The 16,845-nt window shown below is 74.4% G+C and carries 13 protein-coding genes; 4 read left to right on the forward strand and 9 right to left on the reverse strand.

The annotated features are described in order from the left end of the window. Window positions 1-39: 39 nt before the first annotated feature. The gene (locus AB0883_RS08430; protein ID WP_366640578.1) at window positions 40-3,471 is read right to left on the reverse strand and encodes an AAA family ATPase; all 3,432 of its coding nucleotides are present in this window, start codon (window positions 3,469-3,471) and stop codon (window positions 40-42) included. A gap of 468 nt (window positions 3,472-3,939) precedes the next feature. Here AB0883_RS08430 and AB0883_RS08435 point away from each other — a divergent pair, with 468 nt between their 5' ends. Continuing rightward, window positions 3,940-4,833 (forward strand): cellulose binding domain-containing protein, encoded by an 894-nt coding sequence (locus AB0883_RS08435; protein ID WP_366640579.1) that lies wholly within the window; start codon window positions 3,940-3,942, stop codon window positions 4,831-4,833. A 77-nt stretch (window positions 4,834-4,910) separates the two neighbouring features. Here the strand turns inward: AB0883_RS08435 and AB0883_RS08440 are convergent, their stop codons facing one another. The 4 genes from AB0883_RS08440 to AB0883_RS08455 all read right to left on the reverse strand — a co-directional run bounded on the left by AB0883_RS08440 (window position 4,911) and on the right by AB0883_RS08455 (window position 8,982). Next, on the reverse strand, window positions 4,911-5,816 hold the full coding sequence (locus tag AB0883_RS08440; RefSeq protein WP_366640581.1) for a hypothetical protein: 906 nt from the start codon (window positions 5,814-5,816) through the stop codon (window positions 4,911-4,913). Between the two features lie 186 nt (window positions 5,817-6,002). After that, on the reverse strand, window positions 6,003-6,647 hold the full coding sequence (locus AB0883_RS08445; protein WP_366640583.1) for a hypothetical protein: 645 nt from the start codon (window positions 6,645-6,647) through the stop codon (window positions 6,003-6,005). 116 nt (window positions 6,648-6,763) lie between these two features. Then, window positions 6,764-8,110 (reverse strand): AAA family ATPase, encoded by a 1,347-nt coding sequence (locus AB0883_RS08450; protein ID WP_366640584.1) that lies wholly within the window; start codon window positions 8,108-8,110, stop codon window positions 6,764-6,766. A 32-nt stretch (window positions 8,111-8,142) separates the two neighbouring features. Further along, window positions 8,143-8,982 (reverse strand): sugar phosphate isomerase/epimerase family protein, encoded by an 840-nt coding sequence (locus tag AB0883_RS08455; RefSeq protein ID WP_366640586.1) that lies wholly within the window; start codon window positions 8,980-8,982, stop codon window positions 8,143-8,145. Window positions 8,983-9,182: 200 nt separating this feature from the next. Between AB0883_RS08455 and AB0883_RS08460 the strand changes: the two genes are divergently transcribed. From AB0883_RS08460 to AB0883_RS08470, 3 genes are all read left to right on the forward strand, one after another. Beyond that, the gene (locus AB0883_RS08460) at window positions 9,183-11,720 is read left to right on the forward strand and encodes a hypothetical protein (RefSeq protein ID WP_366640587.1); all 2,538 of its coding nucleotides are present in this window, start codon (window positions 9,183-9,185) and stop codon (window positions 11,718-11,720) included. Continuing rightward, window positions 11,702-12,463, forward strand: a complete 762-nt coding sequence (locus AB0883_RS08465) for a hypothetical protein (protein ID WP_366640589.1) — start codon at window positions 11,702-11,704, stop codon at window positions 12,461-12,463. Before AB0883_RS08460 ends, AB0883_RS08465 begins: the two co-directional genes overlap by 19 nt. Before the next feature lie 140 nt (window positions 12,464-12,603). After that, window positions 12,604-12,924, forward strand: coding sequence for a GYD domain-containing protein (locus tag AB0883_RS08470; protein ID WP_366640591.1), 321 nt, complete (start codon window positions 12,604-12,606; stop codon window positions 12,922-12,924). Between the two features lie 43 nt (window positions 12,925-12,967). On the opposite strand, the gene AB0883_RS08475 is transcribed toward AB0883_RS08470, so the two are convergent. The 4 genes from AB0883_RS08475 to AB0883_RS08490 all read right to left on the reverse strand — a co-directional run bounded on the left by AB0883_RS08475 (window position 12,968) and on the right by AB0883_RS08490 (window position 16,807). Beyond that, window positions 12,968-14,692, reverse strand: a complete 1,725-nt coding sequence (locus AB0883_RS08475; RefSeq protein WP_366640592.1) for an HNH endonuclease — start codon at window positions 14,690-14,692, stop codon at window positions 12,968-12,970. 74 nt (window positions 14,693-14,766) lie between these two features. Next, the gene (gene cyaB, locus AB0883_RS08480) at window positions 14,767-15,366 is read right to left on the reverse strand and encodes a class IV adenylate cyclase (protein ID WP_366640594.1); all 600 of its coding nucleotides are present in this window, start codon (window positions 15,364-15,366) and stop codon (window positions 14,767-14,769) included. Window positions 15,367-15,440: 74 nt separating this feature from the next. After that, window positions 15,441-16,517 carry an FAD-binding oxidoreductase gene (locus AB0883_RS08485; RefSeq protein ID WP_366640596.1) on the reverse strand — a complete coding sequence of 359 codons (1,077 nt, stop codon included), beginning with the start codon at window positions 16,515-16,517 and terminating at the stop codon, window positions 15,441-15,443. After that, window positions 16,514-16,807, reverse strand: coding sequence for a hypothetical protein (locus AB0883_RS08490; protein ID WP_366640598.1), 294 nt, complete (start codon window positions 16,805-16,807; stop codon window positions 16,514-16,516). The genes AB0883_RS08485 and AB0883_RS08490 overlap by 4 nt, the downstream gene beginning before the upstream one ends. Between the last annotated feature and the right edge of the window lie 38 nt (window positions 16,808-16,845).

Consider the following 16,845-nt stretch of genomic DNA (forward strand, 5'->3'; position numbering starts at 1 on the left):
ACCGGCTCTCGATGCCGGCGCTCGGCCGGTGCCCGGGGGCTAGAGGCGCCAGGGCAGCGGCTCGGGCGGCAGGTAGCGGCAGGTGCTGCCCGTGGAGACGGTGTCGCGCAGGTGGGCGGCGAGGCCCGGGTGACGCTGGTCGAGCTTGCGCAACGCGTCCCGGATGCGGGCGGTGACCGTCTTGCGGGCCCGCTCGGCCTCGTCGCCCAGGCGGCGGCTGCGGCCGGCCAGCCCGGCGGCGGCGCGCAGCTCGGCCAGCAGGGCGCCGCGCTCGGCGTCGAGGTCGGCGAGCCTCCGCCCGTCGCCGCGTTCGGCGGCCCGGTCGATCTCGTCGTCGAGCCGTTCGAGGTGCCGCCGGTAGCGGGCCTTGGCCTCGTCGTCGAGGACCGGGTCGCCGCCCATCCGGCGGGCCGCGACGAGTTCCGGCCCGGCGGCCGGGTCGAGCAACTCGACCGCCGGGACGTCGACGCCTTGCCGGCTCAGCAGCACGTGCAGGTCGCGCAGCCCCTTCGCGTCGGGCAGGTGCACCACCACGCCGGCGTAGGTGAGCTGCCAGACCGGCCCGTCGCGGCGGAACCCGTACGCCTGGTCAGGCTGCGCCCCCACGGCGGACGGGTGCGGCCCGGCGGCGACCGCCCGCGCGGCGGGCGACCCGGTCAGCACCGGCTGCGGACCGGGTGGCCCGGCGGCGACGGCCCGTGCCGGAGCCGGGCCGGCGACCGGAGCGCCGGCCGACGCCGGCTGCGGACCGGCGAGCGCGGCGACGGCCCCCGGCCGGCCGGTGGGCGACGCCTCGGCCCCCGTCGGCGGCCCGCCGGCGAGGTGACGGGCCGTCCGGTCCATGCCGAGGTCGGTGGCGTCGCGGGCGGTGGTGACGCGCAGCGCGGCGGCGGTCGCCGCGTCGCCCGGACGGTCCCGCCCGGTCAGCGCGTCGGCCAGCGCGGCGCGGGCCAGGACCGACCACGGACGGGCACCCAGCCGGTCGGCGGCGTCGCGGGCGGCGGAGAACCCGGCCACCGCGTCGTCCCAGCGTTCCTGCGCGGCGTCGACGAGGGCCAGCCAGTGGTCGACGGGGCCGCTGAGGTCGCAGCCGAACATCGCCGACATCCACTGCCCGCGGTGCGGTCGCAGCGCGTCCCGGGCCTCGGCGCAGCGCCGGGGGTCACGGCTCGCGGCGGCGACCCCCGCGCGCAGCCGCAGCCACAGCGGCGACACCGATCCCGGGTACGTCGTGCCGGCGGCCTCGATGCCGGTGGCCACCCGTAGGGCCGCCTCGACGTCGCCACGCTCGGCCGCGGTGACACCCCGGAGGAGTTCCGGGTGGGGGTAGCCGGTCGAGGACAGCTCGTCGAGGAGGGCGTCGACCTCGTCGGGCCGCCCCTGCAGGTGCAGCCGGGACCAGCGCAGGTGGTGGCCCATGAAGGCGAAGTCGGAGTGGTCCCACTCGCTGAGGCCGGTCAGCTCCTCGACCAGTTCGTCGGCCCGGGCGAAGTCGCCACGGAAGGCCGCGATGATGGCGTCGTCCATCGTGGCGGCCGCCCGGTGCCGGGCGTCGCCCTGGCGGGCCCCGGCGGCGAAGGTGGTGAACTCGTCGTGGTAGCGGGGGTCGCCCAGCTCCAGCAGGGCGACCCAGCGCAGCGCGGTCGCCCAGAGCACGGTCTCCCGGTCGCCACCGCGGCGCGCCACGTCGCGGATCTCGGCGGTGATCGCGGCCCGGTCGCGGGCCGAGCCCAGCCCCCAGGTGGTGTCGTGGCGGGCCCACAGGCTGAAGGTGAGCGCCTCGTCGTCGTGCCCGCGCCGGGCCAGGGACTCCGTGGCGGCGATCAGGTCGGTGACGATCGTGCTGACCGGTACGGCGCCCGCGGACCCGCCGATCAGCCGCTGGTGCGCCTCCCGCAGCACGCCCTCCGGGTCGGCGAGCCGCCCGGGGCCGTCGGTGTGGCGGCGGTGCACGACGAGGGCGACCCGGGCCAGCACCACCGGGTCGTCGGCCGCCACGGCCAGCGTGGCGGCCTCGGCGAGCAGCCGCCGGGCCTCGTCACCCGCGCCCGTGTGGTGCAGCAGTTCGCCCAGCTCGATCATGATCTTCACGCGTCGGGTCGGGTCGTCGGCGACCTCGAGCGCCCGGCGGAAGTGGACCACCGACTCGTCCACGGCCAGCCGGCCGGACGCGGCGCGGGCCGCGGCGACCAGCAGCTCGGCGGCGCGGGACGGGTCGAGGTGGGCGCCGGCGAGATGGGCGTGCCGGGCCAGGTCGGCGGGGATCAGCCGCTCGGCGAGCGCCGGTGCGCCGTCGACGGCCCGGACGACCGCCGCGTGCCGGGAGCGCCGGTCGTCGTCGGGCAGCGCGTCGTAGAGGGTCTCCCGCACGAGGTCGTGGACGAAGGCGAACCGGCCGCCGCCACGGGACACCACGAGCCGGGCGGTCACCGCCCGGTCGAGCAGCCGGTCGACCTGCGCCGCCGGCGTGCCCGCGCAGGCGGCGAGGACGGGACGGTGGAACTCCCGGCCCAGCACGGCGGCGGCGGTGAGCGCCTCGACGACCGCCGCCGGCAGCTGGGCGAGACGGCCCCGCACCGCCTCCCGTACGCCCGGGGGGACCGTGCCGATCCGGCCGTCGGCGCGCCAGATCCGGGCGGTCTGCTCCACGAAGAACGGGTTGCCGCCGGTGCGCCGGTGCACCTCGTCGAGGAGAGCGGCGTCCGGCGCCCGGCCGGCCGCGCGGGTCATCAGCGCGGCCACCTCGTCGCGGGACAGGCCGGTGAGGGTGAGCGTGGTCGCCTTCGCCACCAGCGGCATGAGCAGCCCGCGCAGCGGGTGGTCGGGGGACTCGACCTCGGCGTCGCGGTAGGTGCCGATCAGCAGCAGCCGCTCGAACCAGGTGTGCTGGGCGGCGAAGCGCAGCAGCCGCATCGAGGCGGGGTCGGCCCAGTGCAGGTCGTCGAGCACGACCACGACCGGCCGGCGCTGGGACACCGCGACCAGCGCGGTGGTGACCGCGTCGTGCAGCGCGAACTCCTCCTGGTCGACGCGGTCGTCACCGGTCGGCCGGCCGGCCGCCTCGCCGTCGACCTCGCCGGTGGCGCCGTCGGCCGCCCCGGCGTCGCCGTCCGGCGGCTGCCCGGCGGTGCCACCCGTCGCCTCGCCGAGCAGCGCCGCCAGGGCCGGCTCGGCCGACTCCCTGGCCAGCGCCCAGTCGTCGGCCGAGCGGCGCAGGCCGCGCAGCACCTGCACCCAGGGCCAGTAGCCGGGCGCGCTGTCGGAGTGCCAGCAGGCGGCGCCCAGCACCAGCGCGCCCCGCCGTCGGGCCTCGCCGGCCGCCGCCGTGACCAGCGTCGTCTTGCCGATGCCGGGTTCCCCGGCGACGAGGACCAGACCGCCGTGGCTGGTGCTCACCCGGTCGATCTCGGCGCGCAGCAGACCCGCGGGATGCTCCCGCCCGATGACGTCCTCGTCGTACCGCGGATCCATGACGCACAGACCGTAGCGGAACGGTGGGACATCGCGAGTCCTTTACCGGCGGGCGGCGCGATCCTCCGGAGCGCGAACGACGCCGTGGGGCGGGGGCTCAGCGGGCGTCGGTGACCACGCGGGAACAGGCGGCGCAGGCGGCACGGCCCTGCTCCGCGTACCACCGGCAGGTCCGGCGGATCGCGCAGCGCGCCAGGTCGTCTCCGCCGGACCGGCGGCCTCCTGGAAGGACGCCGCCAGCCGCTCGCCGAGGCCGCAGTGCTCGCCCGTCCAGAAGCCGCACTTCGCGGTCACGCACGGGCCGGCCAGCCGGTAGCGCGACTCGACCGGCGTGTCCGTGCCGGCCTGGGCGAGGGCGACCCCGGCCGGGAGCGGGGGCGTCACGTAGGCGACCCGCCGCGCCGCCGTCGGGTCGGATGCGCGCCTAACGATTGATAAGCATCCATCGATGCTCGTAGCATCCCCGTCATGCGTGTCCGTCGCGTCACCATCGCCGCCGTCCTCGCCGCACTGCTGAGCCCGTTCGCCGTCGGCGCCGCGCGGGCGGACGACACCCCGGCGCTCACCACGCCCGGCAGCCCCGTCGTCGTGGTCGACGAGCCCCACCGCCTCACCCTCTCCTGGACGCCCTCGACCTGGGTGGGCGAACCGGGCGGCGAGGATCCGATCACGTACGAGGTGCGGGCGCAGCTGGGCCCGTACGTCTACCGGAGCCTCGGCAGCACGACCGGCACCACCCTGACGCTGACCAACCTGGCGCCGGGCAGCGAGTACCGGCTCGTCGTCAGCGCCTACACCCTCGGCGGCTACTCCGACCCCTCCCCCGTCACCGGTGTCCGCACGGCGTACGGGCGGGCCAAGGTCAGCTACCTCAACCTCGACTGGTCACCGACGGACAACCAGATCCAGCACGTCCTCCAGGTCACCAACACCGGCACCGCGCCGCTCGACCTGGCCACCGTGCGGGTGCGCTACCACCTGGTGTTCGAGGGCGGCGACACCTCACTCGTGCTGAACTGCGACTGGGCGGCGTTGGGGTGCGACCGGGTCCGCCGCAGCATGACGTACTTCCCTCCGCCCCTGCCGCCCGGTGGCCCGCCGACGCCCACCCCGACGCCGACCCGGTATCCGCTGCCGGGCACGCCGGTCCCCGGCTGGGTGGAGCTGACCTTCACCGAGGGCGTCCTGGCCCCGGGTGCGTCGTCCGGGCCGATCCAGCTGCGCCACCACCGGCCCGGCTGGACCGACATCGACGAACGCGACGACTTGAGCTGGCGCGCCGCCACCGGCCGGTGGACCGACAACAGCCGCATCACCCTCGACGTCGACGGCGTACGCGAGTTCGGCGACACGTTCGCCTGACACACGCCGACCGCGCAGGGGCCGGCCGGTGGCACCGCCCCCGGGTCGGGGCGGCACCACCGGCCGGCGCGCGGTGACTACGCCGTCGCGCAGACGGCGTACGCGGTGTTGGTCCAGTTGCCGGTGAAGGTGTCCTCCTCGTACGCGCCGGAGTTGACGGTGGCCGGTGCGGCGGCCGGGCCGCCGTTGGGCCGGAAGTCGTCGACGACACCCTCACCCATGATGCCGTTGAGCTCGTAGCCGGCTCCGGTCAGCACCTTCCCGACCGGGCAGGCCGCGGCGACGCTGTGGAAGTCGTTGGAGTCGCTGGGGCTCACCGCGGAGGTGCGGACCAGGCCGGCGAGGGGGTTGGCGCAGATCGCGTACGCCGTCGCGGACCAGTTGCCGGCGAAGGCGTCGGCCTCGTACGCGCCCACGAAGACCGAGGTCGGCGCGGTGGCCGGGCCGCCGTTGGGCCGGAAGTCGTCGACGACTCCCTCGCCCATCACGCCGTTGAGTTCGTAGCCCGTCCCGGTCAGCACCTTGCCCACCGGGCAGGCGGCCGCGACGCTGCGGAAGTCGGTCGAGTCGCTGGCGCTGCTCGCCGCCACCCGCACCAGACCGGCGACGGGGTTGGCGCAGACGGCGTACGCGGTGAGGGACCAGTTGCCCGCGAACGCCTCCGCCTCGTACGCCCCGACGGTGACGGCGGTCGGCGCGGCGGCCGGGCCGCCGTTGGGGCGCAGGTCGTCGACCACCGCCTCGCCGGTCGCCCCGTTGAGTTCGTAGCCCGTCCCGGTCAGCACCTTGCCCACCGGGCAGGTCGCCGTGACGCTGCGGAAGTCGGTCGAGTTGCTGGCGCTCGTCACGGCGATGCGCACGAGGCCGGGGACGGCGGCCGAGGCGGGAGTCGCGGGGACGACCACCACCACCGCCACGGCGAGGCCGACGGCGATCCTAAGCGCGCGGGGGCCGAGCCGGCGGGCTGTTGCCTGAGCTGACATCTGACTCTCCTGTCTGTCGCCCCGGCCGGCGAAGGCCCGCGTCACGACGGGCGGTGCACGCGCCACCGAGGCACTCCGAATGATGCGCTCACGCTATGTAGTCAGCTGACCAGGCATTATCTCCAAACCGACTACGTCTGGTAACCGACTCGGCGCGCGCTCCTCGTCAGGCGACACGACGACGGTTCACGATCCGGCGCGCCTCCCGGGCAGCGGCAGGTCCTCGACGTGACCCCACTCCAGCTCCCGATTCCCGATGAGCGCCGCCTCGCCCCAGGACACCCGGAGCAGGCCCGCGTCGGAGTTGCACGCGAAGCCGACCAGCAGCACGCTCGGCCGGGGAGCCAGTTTCTTGATGGCCTCCCGAAGGGCCGAGCGGTCCCGCTCCTCCTCGGGCGTCAGCGGCATCAGCGGCAACGGCACCTCCCGGTGGCTCGGCTCGGGACCGAAGAGGATCAGCAGGTCCCGGATCAACCGGCTGAGGTCGTTGCCCGGCCGGACGTCCCTCATGTCGACGTCGCCGCGCTTCGCGTACCGCCAGGGCAACAGGAGATGGTCGCGGCAGATGGTGAGGCGCACCTGGGCGCGGGGAGGATGGACGTCCGTCACGCCGGGGAGTTCCATCAGGTGCTCGTGCAGTACCTCGTACTGCTGTTTCCAGCGCACCGGCCCGAACGCGTGGTCGGTGTCGAGTGCCGACGCCTCGCGCGCGCCTCGCGCCAGCTCGACGGCCCGATGGAGGGCGGCCGGAATCTCCTGGCGCAGGGCCGCCGCCAGCGGGTGGCCGAACCTCTCGACCGACCACCGGGATGGACCGCCGGAAGCATCCACACCATCACCTCATGTGCTCGCCCACACACCCTGGGTAGCACCATCTCACGGTGATCGATGGGTCCGAAAGCCCCTCGACTGCGCTTCCAACGGCGGGCGGACCCGCCAGAGGCGAGTCAGCCGGGATGCCGGATACCGTCGGCCGGCACGCCGGCGCCGGCGAGCAGGGCGAGGATCGTCTGGTTCGCCTCCCAGCCGTCCGGGAACTTGACCGGCACGTCGAGGTGCACGGTCTCCGTCGACGGGTGGGCGTCCAGCAGCTCGCCGATCCCGGCGCGCGCCACCACGACGCACGCCTGGCGGTGCCGCGACGCCAGCACGCAGAGCCGCCCCGACTCCAGGTGGAACGCGGTCGCGTCGCGCCGCCCCGACAGCGGGTGCAGCACGATCGTCACGTCGTACTCCCGGCCCTGGAGCCGGTTGGCGGTGTCGACGGTGATGCCTGCCCCCGCCGGCCCCAGGCGCGCGCGGATGGCCGCGGCCTGGTCGCGGTGGGCGGCCCCGACGGCGATCCGGTCGGCGGTGACCGGCGCGCCCGACGGCGCGTGCTCGGAGACCGCGACCGCGCCGCGTTCAAGCACCCGCAGCGCCAGCGCCGCGCAGGCCGAGGCGGCCTCGGCATCGGTACGCAGGGTCTGCCGCGCCGGCAGCTCGTACAGCGCCCAGCCGGTGGCCGCCGCCAGGTCCACCGCCCGGTCCAGGGCGTCCCCCGCCCCGGGCTCGCCGAGGCGCAACGCCCGGTCGGCGGGGCCGGTGCCGGCCCGGAACCCGGTGAACGGGTAGAACGCCGCCGCGACCACCGGCGCCGCCGAGGCGGGCAGCCGCCACGACACCGGTAGCCGGTGCACCGGCAGCTCCGGGTTGTGCCGCAGCAGCACCGCCACCGCCGACTGCATAGGGTCCCAGGTCAGCCCCGTCCAGCGCCCCGTCTCCACCGTCGAGAACGGGTCGAGCTGACCGGGGTCGCCGACGAACAGCGCCCGCTCGAACCGCCCGGCCACGCGCAGCAGGGCGTCCGAGCGCATCTGGTACGCCTCGTCGACGATCGCCCACGGCCAGGAGCCCTCGGCGACCGTGGCCCACTTGGCGGCCGTACCGATGATGACGGCCGGACCGCCGAGGTCGGCGACCTTCGCGGCGACCCTGACCGTCTCGTGGTCCCTGACCCGCTCGGACGGCCGGTAGTCGGCGGCGGAGAGCCGCCCGATGCGCAGCTCGGGCGCCTTGCGCGCCAGGCGGTCGATGAGGTCGTCGACCTGCTCGTTGGTCTGCGCGATGATGATCAACGGCTCGCCGGCGGCGGCCAGCTCGACGGCGGCGCGCACCACCAGGGTCGACTTGCCGGCCCCCGGCGGCGAGTCGACCACCACGCCGCGATGGTCGCCGGAGCGCAGGTCGGCCAGTACGGCGGCGATGACCCGCTCCGCCTCGACCGCCGGCGGCACCTCCAGCCCGGAGCGCATCGATTCCCCCTCCCCGCGAGGTCTACGGGACACTACGCCCTGGTCAGGCCGCGCAGGAAGGCCAGCCCCTCCGTGGCGAGGGCGTCGGGGTCGGCGGCGAGGGGCCGCCACACGGACATCGGCACGGCCAGGGCCTCGGCGGTGAACGACTCGATGTTCACCTGACCGGCGTAGCCGATGCCGGCCAGGGCGTCGAACATCCCCGGCCAGTCGAGGTGGTCGCCGCCGGGCACCCCGCGGTCGCTGCCGCACACCTGCACGTGAGCGAGGTGGTCGCCGGCCAGCCGGATGGCGGCCGGCAGGTCGCGCTCCTCGATGTTGAGATGGAAGGTGTCCAGCGCCAGGCCCAGGCCCGGGACGCCGGCCACCACCTCCAGCGCCTGGTCGACGGTGTTGAGCAGGCTCGTCTCGAACCGGTTGAGCGGTTCGAGGGCGATCGTCACGCCCTGCCCGGCGGCCTCGTCGGCGAGCGGCCGCAGCCGCTGCACGAGGCGGGCGGTGGCGGCCCGCCAGCCGTCCGCGTCGAGCAGCCAGCGACGGCCGGCCGGGGCGTAGAGCGGGCCCGCCACCACGGCGGCCCCCACCCGGCTCGCGGCCCGCACGCAGTTCCGCACGAACTCCTCCGTACGCCGCACGACCTCCTCGTCGTCGGCGAGCAGGTCGTGCTCGGGCAGCAGGCCGGCGCAGACGGCCGGGGCCAGGCCCAGCCCGGCGAGCAGGTCGGCGGCCCGCGCGGGATCCCAGTCCCCCGGTGACTGGACGGTCAGCTCGACGGCGTCGAAGCCCCACGCCCTGATCCGTGGGGCCAGTTCGGCGAGCGCCTCGTCGGTCAGCGGTGCCGCCCACGCCCACGTGTTGATGCCGATCCGCACTTGTGCCCTCTCGCCGTCGGTGTCGATGAGACCGTCGACTGTAGAGGGCCGATCGTCGCCGGTGCGGCACCGGGCGTGGCCGGACTGCCGAGAATGCCGGAACTGAACTCCCACCTGCGGGAACGGGCATAACGTGAACGGGAGGGGGAGGCGGTGACGCCTCCGTCCGGCAACCGGCCATGTCGACCATGGGGGTGTCCGTGCGCGGGCCGAAGCGTGGTCCGGTCTGGGCGGCCCAACTGTGGCTACGCCAGCGCCGGCGCCGGTGGCGCACCCGACGGGAACGCCGGACGGAACGGGACCGCCGCCGGCGGTCCGACGAGCGGGTCGGCAACCGGGTGCGGTGGCGGTACCGCCGCTGGCTGCGGTGGACCATCGTCGCCATCGCCTGGGTGTTCCTCGGCTGGACCCTGCTCTCCCTGGTCCTGACGGTCCTCGACACCGAGCCGCCCTTCCTGCGGGTGACCAGGTGGTGCGAGGGCAACGAGCGGAGGGTGTACTACTGCGGGCAGGTGCAGGGCTTCGTCAAGCCCCTGATGGTCGCGGCGCTGGGGCTCGCGTTCTTCTACTACTGGCGGTACGTCCCGGTCCGCCGCTGGTACCGGCGCAACGTGATGCGCAACAGCCGGATGGTGCTGCCCAGCGCCGAGCGGGGCCTCGACCCGGGTGACGTGGTCGGCCGCGACGAGCTGTGCGAGCTGCTGATCCAGCGGCTCCGCGACCAGGCGACCCGGCGCCCGCTGCTGCTGGTGGGCGGCATCGGCACCGGCAAGACGGCCACCCTGGCACGACTCGCGCAGATGCTGATGACCGCCGACGTCGTACCGGTCGGGGTCGACCTGCGGAGCGTCACCGACCCGGAGAAGCTGAACTTCCGCCAGCTCGCCCTCGAACAGTTCGAACGCACCATCGACACCCGGCTGCGCGCCGCGGGCGAGGCCGACCGGATCTGGCGGAGACTCTGGCTGGAGAACCGCCTCGTGGTGCTCGCCGACGGCCTGGAGGAGAGCCTCGCCGACGCCGGCGGGGCCGCCGACCGGGACAGCGTGCTGCGGGATGCCGTCCGTGCCGCGGTCCGCGAGCGCCTCCCCCTGGTGGTCACGTCGCGACCCGACGATCCGCTGCGTGGGCTGGACGCGCTGCTGCTGCAACTGGAGCCGCTCGCCCAGGGCCCCGCCCTCGAATACGTGCAGGCCCGCAGCCGCCGCTCGGATGCGGGCCACCGGTGGGACCGCATCACCGAGCTGGTCAAGGCCGCCGACGTCGCGGACTCGCCGTTCTACCTGCGGGTCATCGGGCAGCTCCACGAGGTCGACCGGCTGGACCGCGTCGAGCCGGTGGGTCCGGGCCGGGCCGCGCTGCGGTGGTGCCTGCTGGAGGAGTGGTGCGACGCCACCGTCGCCGGCGACCTCTACGAGGACTACGGTCTGCCGCAGGTGGAACGGTCCGACGCGATCGAGGTGCTCTCCGCCCTCGCCTGCATCGGACTACGCGACAACCGGCTGGCAGTGCGGACGACGGAACTCACCGGCGCCGACGACACCACCGACGCCGGCCGGCGGTGGATCCTGACCGAGCTGCGGAACCGGCTGCGGAAGCTCGACGCCGACAACGCGCAGGACGTCGGGCTGGCCGAGACCACCGGAGACGCGCTGAACATCGTGGTGAAGCGGCAGGACGGGGTGCGCTTCCAGCACGGGGTGATCCAGGCGTACCTCGGCGCGCGCTTTCTCACCGCCGCCATGCGCGACCCCGGCTTCCTCGATCGTGCCTTCGCCCATCACCACGGCCCGGGGCGGGAACTGCTGGCCGCCCTCACCCTGCACACCCACAGCGCGGGCGCGTTCGAGCAACTGGACGGGCGACGACAGCCGACCGTCCGGCCCGTGAACCTGCCCCGCCTCGGCGACGCCGTCCGGCAGAAAGTGGGACTGCCCGCGGAAAGCCGGGACGCGAAGGCCACCCGGAAGAGGTCGGTCGATCTCCTGCGGCGGCTCTGCGACGAGGCGACCCACACCCGCAACCGCACCCGGGCGCTGGAGATGTTCGCGACCGCGCTGGAAATGGACTCCGCCATCGGGCACACGTCACACCGGCGACTGGCCGACGCCATCTGCCGCGCCTGGTGCCACTACCAGGGCGACGGGTCCGTCACCGACCGCCCCCTCGAAGACGCCAAGATCGCCCTCGTGCACCGGTACGGCGACGCCGCCCGGCAACTCGTGGACCGGCCACCCGATCCCACCGGGCTCCGGTCGCAGCGGCCCACCCCGCAGTACCAGCAGCTGTTCCTGATGATGGCCGACGAGGGGTCCTACCTTCCTCGGCTGGCCGCGGCCCGCGAGATCGCCGCTGGCGGCAACGCGGCCGTCCGCGCGCTGCGCGACCGGCTCTTCGAGCCGCCGCGGGCGGACGAGTCACCGGGCCAGGAGCGCCTCGACGAGGTGCGGACCTGGATGACGCCGTCGCTGTTCCTCTACGCCGACGACGAGCACGCCCCCGACGAACCCAACTGGCAGCAGGAGGCCCACCGGGCCCTGCAGCGCTGGGTGCACCGCCTGGCCACCGACGCCACCGAAGGGGCCCGCGTCTACGAGCTCACGCTCGCCCAGGGGTTCCGCCTCGCGGCGAACTGCCGGGTCTACCCGGCACACCGCAGCCTGCTGATCGGGAGGCCGAGAAGGCACTGCGGCACTCCCGGTTCTGGTACTCCCACCTGGTGCTCATCCAGGCGCTGACCCTGCTGGCCCTGCCCCGCGATCCCGGCGAGACGCTGCGCGAGCGGGGCCACGGATCGGACCCGCGCGGGCTGGTCGACTTCTGGACGTCGATCGCCGGCGGCGGCGACCGCGCCCCGCACCGCCGCAGCGGTACGGATCACCCACTCGTCCGCAAGGTCGCGGACCTGTGCGTCGAGTCGCTCGTCGACCGTCACCCCGAGCGGCGCTGCTGGATCGACGAGCGGGAGATCGTCGGACGGGTCGGGACGGTCAGCCCACAGCCCGGCATCCGCCGGGTCCAGGACTCCTGGCTGCCGGCCTCGCACGGCTGGGCGGTTCTGGAACCGCGGGCTCAACGGCTGCTGGCCGACGTGATGCTGCTGCTCAACCTGGCCGACCGGGGCCGGGACAGCATCGAGCGGGCCCGCCGGCTCACCCGGGCCAGCCGGCCCGAGCTGCCCCCGTGCCTCACCATCGACCGCACCGCCATGCGGGTCACCCTTGGCCGACGCCAGGCCCACGACGTCCAGCCGGGCTCCACCTGCATCGACGACTGCCCGTTCCGGCTGTGCCCGCTGCCGCCGAAGGGCGACGAGTTGCCGTACCAGATGGAGGAGGTCTTCTGCGCCCACCAGATCGACCTCGTCGGAACATGGTTCCGGCCGGGTGCGCGGGCGGACTGGCAGGCGGTCAACCGCAAGGACCTGCGCACGTTCTGGCACGAGATGTCCGAGCGGATGGCCCCTGCCTGGCGCAAGTGAGCCTACGAGCACCCCGACGTTCCGATCACCCGGCCGGATCGGCGTCAGGAACGACGGTGACTAGTCCTCGCCGAGGAGCGGCAGGACTAGTCACCGTCACACCGGGTACCCGCGCGCCGGAATGTGGAGGTGATGCCTGGATGGCGAAGTTCCTGCTCACGTCGACCTACACGGTCGAGGGGCTCCACGGGTTGAGGCAGGACGGCGGGACGAGACGCACCGAGGTGGTCCGAGCGTTGATCGAGAATGCCGGCGGCCGGATGGAGGCGCTGTACTTCGGGTTCGGCCAGTACGACACGTACGTGGTGTGCGACCTTCCGGACCTTCGGACCGCCGCCGCCCTGGCCGTCACCATCCGGGCGTCCGGCGGCCTGGACACCCGGATCAGCCCGCTGCTGGCCCCCGAGGAAGTGGACGACGCGCTCGGAATGCAGGTGGCGTACCAGCCGCCCGGGGCCTGACCGTCGACCCGCTCGCCGAAAGGGCCGACGGAGAGCCGGGGTGTCACGGCATCCCGGCCACCTCCTGGCGGTGGGCGCGCAGCGCGGCGGTGTCCGGGCGGTCCGCCGTACGGGCCGGGGGACGCAGCTCCTGGCCGTGCCATTCGGCGTAGTGCGCGGCCTCCGGCTTGACCCGGACGCGGAGCTGCCCGTCGACCCAGATCAGGCCACGGTCGAAGAGGTTGTGCACGTCGGCCCGGAGCAGCAGACCGTTGGTCACCCTGTTCGTGGCGGGTCCGTCGTACGGCGAGATGTGGGCGGCCTGGAGGGCTGCCTCGGTGTCGCACCCGGTGATCGCACAGCGCCCCCCGTACGCCTCGACGAGCCTGCGCCGGAAGTCGGCCTGCCCCTGGCGGGCGGTGACCTGCGCGAGCCGCCGGCGGCGCCCCTCCGGCAGGGCGTCGGGCTCCGGCGCCCTGCTCGCCTCAAGCGCGTCGACGAGTCGGTCGCGCTCGGCCGCGCTCATCCCCCGCACGCCACGAGCCGAATCCGGTGGCAATACGGGCACGTCCTCCTCGCTGTCGAGGAGATGCCGGGTCAGGTCGGCGTCCCACCGGACCGCCACCCGCCACTCCAACCCGCTCTCGGTGGCCCGCTGGTACGGGTCGTCCCAGGCGACGCCCGCCGCGACGAGGCGGGCGGGCGGCTCGGTGGCGTACGCCCAGATCCGGTCCCCGGCGGCGATCTGGTGGTAGCCGGCGGAGAGCCGCCAGTCGACCACCGCGTCGCTGTGGAAGTACTCCCAGACGTCGCGGTCCTCCCCCGACGAGCCGCCGCCCACGTTCACCGGGAAGATCCAGTCGGTGTGTTCGTGCCGGCCGAGCACCGCGTCGGCGAGTTCCTGATCGTGTCCGCGAGCATGCAGGGTCCTCGACCGGAGCAGCGGTTCGGTGAGGGCGCGGGCGGCGAGGACGACGCGCTCGTCCCCGAGCGCGGCGATCAGGTCGTCGACGCCACCGGCGAGGCACTCCTGGTCGGGCCCGGCGTCGACGTAGTCCGACGGCCACCTGGTGATGGCGGGATGGGATGCTCGAAATTCCGCCGGCGTCCAGTGCCGGTCGAGCACCGACTTACGGACGACCAGAAAACCCTCGGCCCGGGCACCGGTGGCCGGCTCGTGCAACACGAACGTCTCCATGGTCTTCATGGAGACCGCCGACAGTCGGCGCGGGGTCGTCCTGGTGCTGGGCAGGCAGGAGAGCGCCCAGTACTCCCGCTCGGTGGTCGCTGCGTCCGGCACGACTGCGTCGAGGTAGGTCCGGTTGGCCATTACCACGGAGTCGAAGTACGGGCCGTCCGCCAGCCGCGCGAAGCGGCCCCCGGCATTCGTGGACGTGACCCGCTGCCCGGGCAGCAGCCGGTTGAACCGTGGAGCGGTCCGGGTGAGCAGGGCCTCCTTGAGCGCCTTCGGGCCACCCGTCTCCTGCCACCTGATCTCGCACCGACCGAGCCAGGCGGCGATCTCAGCGGCGGTGGCCTGCCGGCCGAGTTCCCGGTCGAGCAGCTCGCCGACCTGCTTGTGCAGCACCGACGAGCCCCGGTTGCCCCGCAGGTGGGTCCCGAGTCGCTCCCTGAGGGTGCGTCCCGTTTCGCCCACGTAGACGATGTCTCCATCGAGGAGGACGACGTGTGCCCCTGGCGCGAGTGGTGCCTGGGCAACCGTCTCCCGCGTGAAGGGTTGCGGGTCGGTGAACGCGGCGAGCAGACCGTCGAGTGTGGAGTCAGGCATCCGGGGAGGCTACCGACGCCGATGCCCACGCCTCCGCTCGGTCCGGGTACTGCTGAGCGCGCGAAAAGCGACGGTCAGACCCCGACCGGCAGCGCCGCCCGGATCAGTGAATCGTAGGTCTCGGTGCTCCGCTCCAACTCCACGTCGAGCGATCGGGCGAAACGGTCGAGGTCGCGCTGCACCTCTGCGGCCGGGCGCTGCCCGCCGACCATCGCCTCGATCTCGAAAAAGGCGCCCAGACCACGCACCTCGTCCAGGCAGAGCGACATGTGCCCGAGCCGAGCGGTACGCCGAGTCTTCACGATGCGCACCGTGGGATAGAAACCCATTGTCAGGATCGCCTCGTGCATCTGGTCCCGGCCGAGCACCTCTGTCTCGTGCTCCTGACAGGCCAGCTCGTTGTCCAGCGGCTTCTTGACGCAGAAGACGTGCCGACCGTCCTCCGTCCGCAGGCGGGCGAACACCGCGCCCGCCTTGCTCTGGCCGTAGCTCCAGCCGACCGCCGCGTACGCCTGATCGTCCTGGTGCACCGGCTTCGAGAACGTCGCTCCTCGGGCCCTGAGCGCCTCGGTCAGCACCTCGGGATCGTTGACCCGGTACTTGACCTCGATCTCCCGGAGCCCGTCGGTCATCACAATCTCCATGCTGCGGTGGTCGTCGATCGCGTCACTCAACCACGGCACCAGACTGTCCCGGTGACGACACCCTGATTCCTGGTCGAGTCGACCGAATCGGACGTTCCTTGCCCTCAGGCCGTCGCGGCCAGGTGGATGCGCTCGGCAGGCACTCCGGCGGCGAGCAGCCGCAGCCGAGCACCGGCGAGCATCGGCGGTGAGCCGCAGACGTACACCTCGTGATCGGGGCGGTGGTGGTCAAGGGCGATGGTCAGGGCGTCGCCCCGCTCGGCGGGCTCGGCGGCGGGGTCGTGGCTGAACGCGGGCACGACGGTTAGCCAGTCGTGGGCCTGCTGGAGCTTGTCGAGGGCTGGCGCGTCGTACAGGTCCGCGAAGGTGCGCACGCCGACGACCAGGGACACCCAGCAGCCGTCGGGCGCGGCGGCGACCTGCTCGACCAGGGCGCGCAGCGGCGCCAGCCCGGTGCCGCCGGCCACGAGCAGCAGGTCCCGCCGCGCGGACGGGTCCAGGCGCAGGCCGGCGTCGCGCGGCGGGCCGAGCCAGAGCAGTTCGCCGGGGCGTACGTCGTGGACGAGGCGGTGGGCGACGGCCCCGGCGGCGATGGCGCGGACGTGCAGCTCGACTGTCCCGTCGGGGCGCGGGGCGTTGGCCGGGGAGAGCCAGCGCCAGCGGCCGGGCCGGCGCGGCGTGCAGACCGGGACCGCCTGGCCGGGCAGGTGGGGCAGGCGCTGCCAGGGGCGTACGGTCAGGATCGCGATCGTGTCGCACGGCCGGTCGTGGCCGATCACCTCGGCCGGCCACCAGGCCGGGCCATCGTCGGCGCGGGCGGCGGCGTGGCGCACGGCCTCGGCGGCGCGGCGGTCGGCGCGCTCCCAGGCGTCGGTGAGATTCGGCGTCCACTGTGGGCGGGCGTGCCGGGCGACGGCGGCGAGTAGCGCGTCGCCGATCGTGGCGGCGTGCGGCAGCAGGCCATGCCGGCGGTACGCGCGGCCGAGCACCGCCAGCAGCGCCGCCCGCCCGGCCGGGTCGTCGCCGCCCACCGTGAGGCGGCCGAGCGCGGCGAAGAGCAGCGGCGCGTCCCGTTCGGGGAGCAGGCCGGGGCGGCGGTCCTCCAGCGTGCACCAGAAGTCGTCGGCGCCCCTGCCGACGGCCTTGTCGACGGCCGCCTCCCAGGCGGCGAGGATGCTCACGCGCCCACCTCGCCGGCGAAGGCCCGCCGGGCGCGGGCGATCCGCTCGTCGGGCACGTCGAGCGCCCAGAGCACCCCCGCCAGGTAGTCGATGATGCGCCGGTGCTGCTCCTCCGACAGGCCGAACCCGCGCCACGGGTCGGTCGCCGGCTGGCCTTCGACGGCCGCGGCGAGGCCCGCCGCCAGGTGCGCGCCGAGCCGCTCCAGGTCGACCCCGATGAGGTACGGCGACAGCTCTGCGTCCGCCACCACGAGCTGCAGCCACTGGCCGACCGCCTCCTGCGCGGTCACGCCCAGCCGCCCAGCTCGACCCGGGCTTCGGCTTCCTC

This window comes from Micromonospora sp. NPDC047812 (assembly GCF_040704175.1).
In the GTDB taxonomy this organism is placed as follows: Bacteria; Actinomycetota; Actinomycetes; order Mycobacteriales; family Micromonosporaceae; genus Micromonospora.